Origin of the sequence: Pseudomonas sp. GCM10022186, assembly GCF_042656385.1 — a bacterium.
Taxonomy (GTDB): Bacteria; Pseudomonadota; Gammaproteobacteria; order Pseudomonadales; family Pseudomonadaceae; genus Metapseudomonas.
In genome coordinates this window covers 1-10,741 of sequence record NZ_JBHSOU010000033.1, presented here as the reverse complement: position 1 = coordinate 10,741, position 10,741 = coordinate 1, and the positions used below count along the sequence as shown (strand labels likewise).

Annotated in this window: 1 protein-coding gene and 1 pseudogene; both read right to left on the bottom strand. The window is 64.8% G+C overall.

The window, feature by feature from the left end:
* A partial coding sequence (locus ACFPU0_RS14575) for a peroxidase family protein (RefSeq protein WP_377693806.1) occupies positions 1 to 9,689 on the bottom strand: 9,689 nt, incomplete at its 3' end.
* 851 nt (positions 9,690 to 10,540) lie between these two features.
* A pseudogene (locus ACFPU0_RS14570) lies at positions 10,541 to 10,741 on the bottom strand (calcium-binding protein); the annotation flags it as partial.

Genomic DNA, 10,741 nt, shown 5'->3' with positions numbered 1-10,741 from the left:
TAGATATCGTTACCCAGGCCGCCGGTCATGGTATCGGCACCGCCATTGCCAATCAGCAGGTCGTTGCCGATGTTGCCCGTGAGGGCGTTGTCGAGCCCATTGCCGATACCGGTGAAATCGGCACCGCCGTCGAAGACCAGGTTTTCGATGTTGGCACCCAGGGTGTAACTGGCCAGGGTCGTCACCAGCGAATCCACGCCGCCGCCGTCCGCCTCGATCACCAGATCCCCGACGTTGTCGACGTTGTACGCATCGTTGCCCAGGCCACCGACCAGGGTGTCGGCTCCGGCACCACCGACCAGCACGTCATTGCCGGCACCGCCGGCGATGACGTTGTCCAGCGCGTTGCCGATGCCGACGAAGTCGCCGCTGCCGCCGAAGAACAGCCCCTCGACATTGGCCCCCAGGGTGTAGGTGGCCAGGGCGGTCGACACCGTGTCGTGCCCGCCGGCGGCCAGTTCGGTCACCGTGTCGCCGGCCTCGAGGACCACATAGATGTCGTTGCCGACACCGCCAACCATCGTATCGGCCCCGGGTCCTCCCATCAGCAGATCGTCGCCGCCCTCGCCAACGAGGGTGTCGTCACCCAGGCCGCCCTGCAGAAGGTCATTACCGTCACCCGCATCGATCCTGTCGGCCCCGATGGTTCCGACCAGATCGTCGACCCCGACAGTACCGGCGATAAGAGCGCCTACTACAGCCGTCGTAGCCGAGGTCAGCGAATGGGTCGAGCCGAAATCATCGGTGAAGGTAGCGACCACCCGCAGCTGCTGGCCGATCTGCGTCGCAGTCGGCGTGAAGCCACGGTTGGTCGCTCCGGCGATATTGGTGAAGGTGACCCCGTTGCTCGACGACTGCCACTGGTAGGTGAAGATCGAGGTGGTGAGGCCATCCGGGTCATCGATGGTGCCCTGCCCGGCAATCAGCCCCTGGCCCTGGGTCGGACTCATGTCGCTGATGCCCGGAGTGCCAGTGGGTGCGTCCGGCGCAGCGGTGGCCAGCACGGCCTGGGTCGGCGCCGAGAACACGGTCTCAATCACGCCCTTGGCATCGCGGTACACCGCCTTGACCCGCATCTGCAACCCGACTAGGTCGGCGGTGACGCGGAAGGTCGGCCCGGCGGACGCGTTCTGTTCGCCACCCGCTGCCAGCGTATCGATGTCGACGAAGACGCCGGTGCCGTTGTCCACCTGCCAGAAGTAGGCGACGTTGCCGGTGATGTTACCGCCGGGGTTGTCCGCATCGCTGACATTCGGGACCGAGGCCTTGAGCAGGGTGCCGAGCTCGGGCGTCATGTCATTGATGCTGGCCAGGCCCTCCGGCAGGCTGTTGTCGCCGGGAGCGGCGAACAGCACATCGTCGGCGAACTGCAGGCGCTCGATACCGGTCAGGCGGTCGGTGCCATCGCGGCCGGCGACCGAGTCGGTGACGATGATGACGTCATCGCTGAAGTCGATCGTGGTGCCGTTGTTGTCGATCTGGATGTCATATTCGCCGACGTTGCCACGGAACACCGCCGTGTCGTAGTTGGGCCCGGTAGCCTGGAGGATCTCCCGGACTATCACCAGTTGGCCCGGGTTGTAGGTGCCGTTGACCATGAAGGGAGCCATTTCCTTCAGGTTGTTGAAGCTGGCGATCTCCGGACCGGTGCCATCGATGTTCTGGCGCACGCTGATGCGCACGTTCAGCCACTTGTCACCGTCGATCAGGTCGTCGCCACCACCGCCCTCGATGGTGTCGCTGCCGCCACCACCGAGGATGATGTTGCCGCTGCCGAACTGGTCGTCGGTCGTTCCGACCTCGCCGTCCCCCCCTGCCGCCGCCGTGCCGAGGAACGCCTGCAGCCCGCTGATCAGGCTGAAGTTGGTCAGCACGCTGCCATGGGCGCCGGAGGTGGCGATCAACGCCGCATCGGCGTCGTCACCGTGCAGCAGATCGCTGAAGTGGGAACCCGACAGGCCTTCGGTGGACTCGAAGCGCGACAGCACGGAAGTGGCACCGGGCGCGATGGGGGCCTCGTTGAAGGCGCGCAGGCGCATGTCGATGCTCACCCCGGCCGGGTCATCCTTGAACACCGCCCAGTCGAAGCCCGACTGGCCGACGTAACGGTCGCCCTCGCCGCCGTTGCCCATCATCACGTCGTCGCCACCCTCGCCGTCCATGCGGTCGATGATGCCGAACTCGCCGAGGAAGACGTCATGGCCGATGACCGGGTCGTTGCCGAAGGGGTCGAAGTTGTCGCCGGCGGCGCCGTCGGGCATCCCGCGTTCGATCCAGTCGTCGCCCTCGTTGCCGAAGGCGAACTCGTTGGCCCGCACGCCGAGGATGAAGTCGTTGCCGACACCGCCGAAGGACTCGGAGGCATCCTCGATGTTGATGATGAAGTCGTTGCCGAAGCCACCGATCAACAGGTTGATGCCGTTGCCGCCATGGATGACGTCGTTACCCTCGCCGCCCTGGATGTTGTCGTCGCCCCCCTTGTCCGTGAGGATGTCGTCGCCGGCACCACCGAAGATCATGTCGTTGCCGTCGCCGCCTTCCAGGCGGTCGTTGCCGGCATCGCCGTGCAGGGTGTCGTCACCGATGCTGGAGATCAGGGTGTCGTTGCCGGCGCTGCCGCCCAGCACCACGTGGTCCTCGCCGGTGTACTTGAGGAAGTTGGCGCTGCGCAGCACCAGCGGGAGCAGCGGGTTGGCCCCCAGCGGATCATCGCGCCCGGTGGCACCGAGCCCGGTGAACTGCTGGGTCGGGTCCACTTCCAGGGTGAAGGCCGGGGTGGAGAAGATGTCCCCCGGCAGGTGGGTGGCGGTGGTGTTGGCCATCACCAGCTTGGCGAAGGAGTTGTTCTCCAGCTCGGTGAGGAAGTTCAGGCCGGCGGTGCGCTCCAGGTAGTAGAAGCGGTCGCCGTCCTGGAGTTTCTCCATCTGCGTCTCGAAGACGAAGTTGAAGGTGGAGCCCAGCAGGCCGCCGAAAGGCATCTGCTTCTCGGCCAGGCCGCCGACCCATAGATCGATGTCATTCACCCCGGTGGTGGCCGCCGGGCCGTTGAGGAAGTCGATCCGGTCGGCCGGCGCACCGTCGCCGCCGAACACCAGGGCGAAGGCCGCGGCGCGCTTGGCTGCCAGGGTGGTGGCACTGGTCACCGAGGTATGGGTGCCGTAGGCGGCGATGAAGTTGACCACCGACTCCTGGTGCTTCAGGTTCATCGCGAAGTCCAGCCAGCTGGCATAGGGCTTGAGCTGGGTGTCCCCGGTCATGGTGAAGAATTCCTGGCGGGCCGCGTTGAGCGAGGGCACGCCGGTTTCCCGTCCCCGGGTCAGGTTGATGGTGGCCAGGTCCAGCGGCAGGCCCAGCAGGTTGTTGCGCAGGGCCTCGGTGACGAACTCGTCGATCTCGTTGCCGAGCTGACGGGTCATGCCACGGACGATGGCACCGGCCGCCTCATCGGCGCTGACCGTGACGGTGCCGCCCGCACCGTTGCTCAGCTGGTTGAATGCCAACGGGTTGAGAAAGGCCTGGATCAGGCCCATGGAGCTGTCGACGAAGTTCGCGTCGAGGCGGTCCACGCTCTCGGTCAGCATGGAGTGGCCGAAGCGGTAAACCACGTGGGCGAACTCGGCGACTATGGCCGGGTTGATGTTGGTGTCATAGACCTGGGTCGGCGCAAAGAAGATGTCGACCTGCGGCTGGATCTTGCGGGCGAACTCCTCGAACACCAGGTGCTGGTACTGCATCTCGGTGGTGAAGCGCGCCGCCTGGAACAGCCGCTCGCCGTTCCAGCTGCCGTCCGGCAGGTGCCACTCGGCAATGAAGGCCGCATCGTTGCTGGCCAGCACCACCGCCTTGATGTGCTCGACCATGCGATTGTGCTCGGCATGGAACACATGGTGCACGGCGGTCAGGCCGATGTTTTCGTTGCCGCGCCCGTCGCCGGTGGCGAAGTGGGCGTTGAGCAGCTCGTCGTCGTAGGTGCCGGCGAGGCCGTCGTCGACCCCGGCCACTCCGTCGGCATCGGCGGTCAACAGAGCCCCGGTCGAACTGCGCGGGTTGGCGCTGTGGGCGATGTCATCCAGGAAACCATGGTTGGTGCGCACCACGTTGCCAGGCACCGCCAGGCCGCCGGCCACGCCCTCGACGGGGCCGGTAGCGGTGACGAACTGGGCGAAGCCGTTGGCGCCGGGCACGAACTTGCCATAGGCGTCGGTGACCAGCATCGGCAGGTTGGTGACATCGGCGTCGGTCAGGATGATGCCCAGCATCAGCGCCTGGGCCTTGACCTCCGCCCAGGTGGGCAGACCGCCAGTGGCGCCGTCCAGCAGGTTGCCGGTGGCCACCGGATCCCCCGCCGCATTCAGCTCGTACTCGCGCAGGAACACCTGGTGAGAGGCATGGGAGGTGTAGGTCTGGTTCTGGTCGACGAAGGGGGTGGTCTGGTTGTTGTGCAGGTGGATGTCGTCCTCGGTGCCCAGCACATTGTCAGCGCCGGCCTGCACCAGGGTATTGGTGGCGCGGCTGAGCAGCATGAAGCGCTGCGCCACCGGCAGGTCGTCCTCGGTACCCAGTACGCCATCGCCCCCCAGCACCAGCGGGTCGTCGTTGGCCAGCGGCACGAAGACGATGCCGTTGCCGCCCTTGTTCACCAGGTCCAGGCCATGGTCGAAGAACTGGCCGAACAGGGTGAACCAGGAGTTGAAGCCGGCCGACAGGCCCTCGTCAGGTGCGGTGTTGGGGATGAACAGCGGCTGTCCGGCGGGAATCGGCACACCACTGAGGTCCAGCAGCACTCCATTGGCATCCAGGGTTCCCAGCCCGGCATCCACGAAGGCCTGCACCGCCACCGGGTTGGAGATGGTCTGGTCCACCACCAGGTTGGAGATGAGCCGCGGGTCGGCGTCGACCACATCCGTGGTGGAGGCGTAGTTGGTATTGTCGATCACGCCACCGGGCGCCCCACCGTTGCTGTCGAACGTATCGCCGTCCTGGTCGTTGCGGAAGAACGGGTCGAGCATCGTCGGGAACGGATTGTCCGCGGCACCGAACTCTTCCTGCCCCGTCACCAGGTTATTGAAGGAGCCATCCACGGTGCGCAGGCCCATGGCCACACGCGTGTTCGGCAGGATATCCGTCAGGCTCTCGCCGGCCGCATGGCGCTCGGATATCTTGATCTGGTCGAGGATGAACTGCAGGTCCCCGCGGATCAGGTGCACGCCGCCGTTGATGGGGTCGGTGGGACTCTCTTCCGGGATCGGCGCCACCGGCGTAGTGGGCACTATGCCCTCCACTGCGGCAGTGGGCGTGGAGAAAGCGGTCTCCATCACGCCCTCATCGTCCTGGTAGATCGCCTTGACCCGGATCGCCACGCCGTCCAGGTCACCGGTGACGAGGAAGGTGTCGCGGGATGCGGTCGAGGGCGCATCGCCGCCCAGGGTGACTATGTCCTGGAAGATGCCGGAGTCCGGGGTGACCTCGAATTGCCAGACGAAGGTCACCGGCCTCCCGGCCAGGGTACCGCCGGCGATGTCCGCATCGGTCACGCCGGCCACCGAGGCCCGCAATAGCTGGCCGACGGCCGGGGTATTGTCCACGGCGTTGCCATTGGCATCGAGGATGGTCACTGTGCCCACCGGCAGGCTGTTGAGGCCCAGCAGCGGATCGGGCTCGACGAACTGGCCGGTGACCGGATCGAACACCAGGGTCTGGTCGGAGAACTGGATGCGTTCGATGTTGATCAGGGTGTCGGTGCCCTCGGTGAGGGCGGCCGTGCCGACGTTGTCGGTGACCGTGGTGACGCCGTTGAGGGTGGTGACGGTGTAGTTGGCGCGGGGACCGGAATAGACCGCGGTATCCAGGCTGTCGTCGTCATCCAGGAGCTCGCGGACGATGCTCAGTTGACCCGGGTTGACTTCGCCGGAGAGCATGCGCGGGATCAGGTCCCTGATGCTCAGCACGCTGTCGTTGGGGTCGCCCGCCACCTGGACCCGCACGTTCAACCAGCGGTCGCCATCGATCAGGTCGTCACCGCCGCGACCTTCGATGATGTCGCTGCCGGCGCCACCGAGGAGGATATTGCCGGCCGAGAAGGAGATGACGCCGGGCCCGAAGGCCTGGTCGAACAGCGCCTGCAGGCCGTTGATCAGGGCGATGTTGGTCAGGGTGCTGCCGTTGGTGCCGTCACCGGGGATGGTCGTGGCATCGGAGTTGTCGCCTTTCAGCACGTCACCGAAGGCCGAGCCGGACAGGCCCTCCACCTCGGCGAAGCGGTCCATCACGCCGGCGTTGGACGCCGTCACCGGGGGCTCGACGAAGTCGTCGATCAGCAGGTTGGCGGTCACCCCACGCAGTTCGCGGCCGTAGGTGGCCCAGTCGAAACCGGAGGCGCCGTCCAGGTGGTCGGCGCCGTCCGAACCCACCATGATGTCGTCGCCGCCCTCGCCGATCAGCTCGTCGAAGCCGCCACCGGTGATGAACACATCGTTGCCCGCCACGTCATCGGTGGCGAAGGGAGCGAAGTTGTCACCGGGCGCGCCGTCCTGGGTGCCGATCTCGATCCAGTCGTCGCCTTCGTTGCCTGCGGTCTGCAGGTTGGTCTTGGCGCCGTAGATGTAGTCGTTGCCCGGCCCGCCGAAGGTGTCGGAGACGTCTTCCCCGGTGACGATGAAGTCGTCGCCAGCTCCGCCCAGCAGCAGGTTCAGGCCGTTGCCACCGTGCAGGACGTCGTTGCCGTCCCCGGCGCGGATGGTGTCGTCGCCGCCGAGGTCGGTGATGATGTCGTCGCCCGCGCCGCCTTCGATGTTGTCGACACCGTCGCCACCTTCCAGTCGGTCGTTGCCTTCATCGCCCCACAGGGTATCGTCGCCGATGCTGCCGATCATGATGTCGTTGCCGGCCGTGCCACCCAGTACCACGTGGTCCTCGCCGGTGTAGCGCAGGTAGTTGGTATCCGGACCGACGGTGTCGGGATTGTCACGGATGACCAGCGCGAACATGGCCTCCGGGTCAGTGGGATCGTCGCGCCCCAGGGTACCCAGGCCGGTGAACTGCCGGGTCGGATCGACTTCCAGGGTGAAGGCCGGGGTGGAGAAGATGTCCGCCGGCAGGTGGGTGACGTTGGTATTGGCCATCACCATCTTGGCGAAGGAGTTGTTCTCCATCTCGGTGAGGAAGTTCAGGCCCGCCAGGCGCCCCAGGTAGTAGAAGCGGTCGCCGTTCTGCAGCGCCTCCATCTGGGTCTCGAAGACGAAGTTGAAGGTGGAGCCCAGCAAGCCGCCGAAGGGCATCTGCTTCTCGGCCAGGCCGCCGACCCAGAAGTCGACGTTGCCCAAGCCCGTGGTGGTGACACCGTCCAGGTCCTTGGGCCGAATCGGATCCAGCGGCAGGTCGCTGGCCCAGGCACCGGTGCTGTTGAGGAAGTCCAGGCGATCGGCCGCCACGACCCCGTCACCGTTCTGGTCCGTGCCCAATACCAGCTCCATGGCCGCCAGGCGTTTGGCGGCCAGGGTCGCGGCCCCGGTGATACTCGCGTGGGTGCCATAGGCCGCGATGAAGTTGATCAGGGACGCCTCATGCTTGAGGTTGCCCATGAAGTCCACCCAGCTGGTGTAGGACTTCAGCTGGCTGTCGCCGGTGGCCTCGAAGAAGGTCTTGCGGGCCGCGTTCAGCGAAGGCACGCCGGCATCCCGGCCGCGGGCGATATTGATGGTGGCCAGGTCCAGGGGCAGGCCCAGCAGGTTGTTGCGCAGCGCCTCGGTGACGAACTCGTCGACCTCGTTGCCTTGCTGCCGGGTCACCCCGCGGATGATGGCACCGGCTGCCTCATCGGGTGTCGGGCCGCTGGCGGCGAAGGCCAGCGGATTGAGGAAGGCCTGGATCAGGCCGATCTCGCTGTTGGCGAAGTTCGGGTCCAGGCGGTCGATGGTCTCGGTCAGCATGGAGTGGCCGAAGCGATAGACCACATGGGCGAACTCGGCAACGATGGACGGATCTATGGTGGAGTCGAAGCCATTGGGTGCCAGGAACTCATCGACATTGGGCTGCACCTTGCGCGCGAACTCCTCGAACACCAGGTGCTGGTACTGCATCTCGGTGCCGAACTTGGCGGCCTGGAACAGGCGCTCGCCGTGCCACTGCAGCGCGGCGATCTCCTCCGGCGTGGTGGGGAACACCGCCGGCGCGGTGCCCGGCAGCAGCCACTGGCTGAGGAAGGCCAGGTCATTGGACGCCAGGACCACGTCCTTGGTCTGCTGTACCAGGCGATTGTGCTCGGCGTGGAAGATATGGTGCACGGCGGTCAGGCCGATGTTCTCGTTGACCCGGCCGTCACCGGCGATGTAGTGGGCATCCAGCAGCTCATTGTCGTAGGTGGCGGCATTGGCGTCGTCGGCCCCGGCCACGCCGTCGGCATCAGTTGCCAGCGGCGCGCCGGTCTGACTGTTGAACGGGTTGGCGGCGTGGGCGATGTCGTCGAGGAAGGCATGACCGGTACGCACGGCATTGACCAGGCTGATGGGCGCCAGCGGATTGCCTTCCACCAGCACGTCGTCGGCGGTTCCGGCGATCTCGTCGAAGCCCTTCATCACCACCTGCGGGAAACCGTTCGGCCCCTTGATGAAATTGCCGTAGGCGTCGGTGGCCAGCAGCGGGATGTTATTGACGTCGGCATCGGTCAGGTTGATGCCGAGGATGTCCCGGGCCTGGGCCTTGACCACCGCCCAGGTGGCCATGCCGCCGATATCGATATCGTTACCATTGCCGAAGATGCCATCCACAAGGTTGCGGTTGGTGATCAGCTCGCCAGTGGCCATCGGACCATTGGCGGTCGACACGTAGGCACGCAGGAACACCTGGTGCGAGGGGTGCGAGCTGTAGGTCTGGTTCTGGTCGACGAAGGGGCTGGTCTGGTTCAGGTGCCGGTGCACGTCGTCGGCGGTGTTCATGACGCCGTCGGCGCCGGCCCCCACGGCCACGTTGGTGGCGCGGGTCAGCACCAGGAAGTTGGTGGCGGCCCCGGGGACGAAGAGCGGATCGTCCTCCTGCAGCGGGATGAAGATGGTACCGCTGTTGCCCTTCTGCACCAGGTCCAGGCCATGGTCGAAGAACTGGCCGAAGAAGGTGAACCAGGAGTTGAAAGGCGCAGACAGCCCTTCGTCCGGCGTGGTGTTGGGAATTACCAGGGGCTGTCCCGGCTGTACCGCCAGGCCATCGCCCCCCAGCAGGGTGCCGACCGCGAATGGCAGGCCGGTGCTCGGGTCGATCTGGGTGCCGTCGGCCAGGGTGCCCAGCCCCGCATCGAGGAATGTCTGGACCGCAGCCGGATTGCTCATGGTCTGGTCGACGATCAGGTTGGAAATGAGCCGCGGATCGGCGTCCACCACGTTGCCGGCCACGGGCCCGGTAGTGGCGTAGTTGTTGTTGGTCAGCTCGCCGCCCAGGGCTGGGCCGTTGAGATCGAAGAAATCGTCACCTTCGTTGCGGAACACCTGCGGGAGCATCATCGGAAAGAAGTTATCCGCCGAACCGAAGCTCTGCTGGCCGAAGACCAGGTGATTGAAGGAGCCGTCAATGGTGCGCAGGCCCCAGGGCACCTGCGCGTTGGGCAGCAACGCCGACAGGTCCGCCCCCGCCGCGTGGGCTTCAGCGATGAGGATCTGCTGAAGAATGAAATCGAGGTCAGACTTGATGAAGTTGGCCATTTTTGTTTCCTCAATCCGACAGCAATTAGTCAGGCCGAATCACACCCCCGCGGGTGGACTCCACGTTTCTTCGAAGGAAATCGATCAAGCCGGGCAAATCGAAGTCGCAGCCGAACCCGCCAAGCCTTGGTAGAAGCTCAGTTTCGACTCAGGTGATTTGTCCCTGCCCGCTCCGTCGGCGACGGCAGCGGCACTACTGGTCAGTCGCAGGGCGGACCGTGGAAGCGGACCCCCGAGGAGGCCAAGGTCGAGGGGACAACTGACTCCCCGCGCGAGCCTGAAGCATTGCTCATGACGACGTTCTCCCTAGCTTTCTGGTGGCTGCTGCGGCGGACACGTCCCGCAACGCAGTGACCTGCCAGAAAATAGTCATGCTCGTTCACACCCTGACTAAAGTTCTGCGCCCAGGCACTGTCAAGAATACGTCGCAACATGTTTCTAAATGTAAAAATATAATAAATTGCTGAATTTAAAAGAAATATTCAAAAGCAATAGCCCAAGAATCCTTTCATCATGCGATAGCACTCTCCCGACAGTCTTGGCACGCTTATCTCCAAGCTCACGGAACCCCCATTCCAGAGCCACTCCATTGACATTCCCCACTTATCAGCGGAATACAACCGTTGATTCAAGTGAGGAAACCGGGCATTTCGGAGGCATCTTTCTTGCTTGGGAGATGACAGTAACCACGGTATGAGCGCCATAAAACCGGCGGCATTTACAGGGCAGAAGAAAGGAATGGAATAGCGCCAGCCAATCACCAGAAACAGGAAAGCGTCCCTATGAAAAAGGGGGAAAGCACCGAGTGCTTCCCCCCTCTTCCCTTGAGCAATATGGCTGGCGGTGCCTCCTCAGCCCACCAGGATGAAGTCCCCGAAGGTCATGCTGTTGGGATCGGCTACCCCCACCAGGGTAATGCTGTCGGCCCCGAGATTGACCTGCGTGCCAGCCGCCACGGCGACGATGCTCACGTTGGCCCCGAAGTTGGCCGTGGTGATTCCCAGGTTCTCCAGGTTGAGCCGGTCCTGGCCCAGGGTGAAGTCGGCGATCAT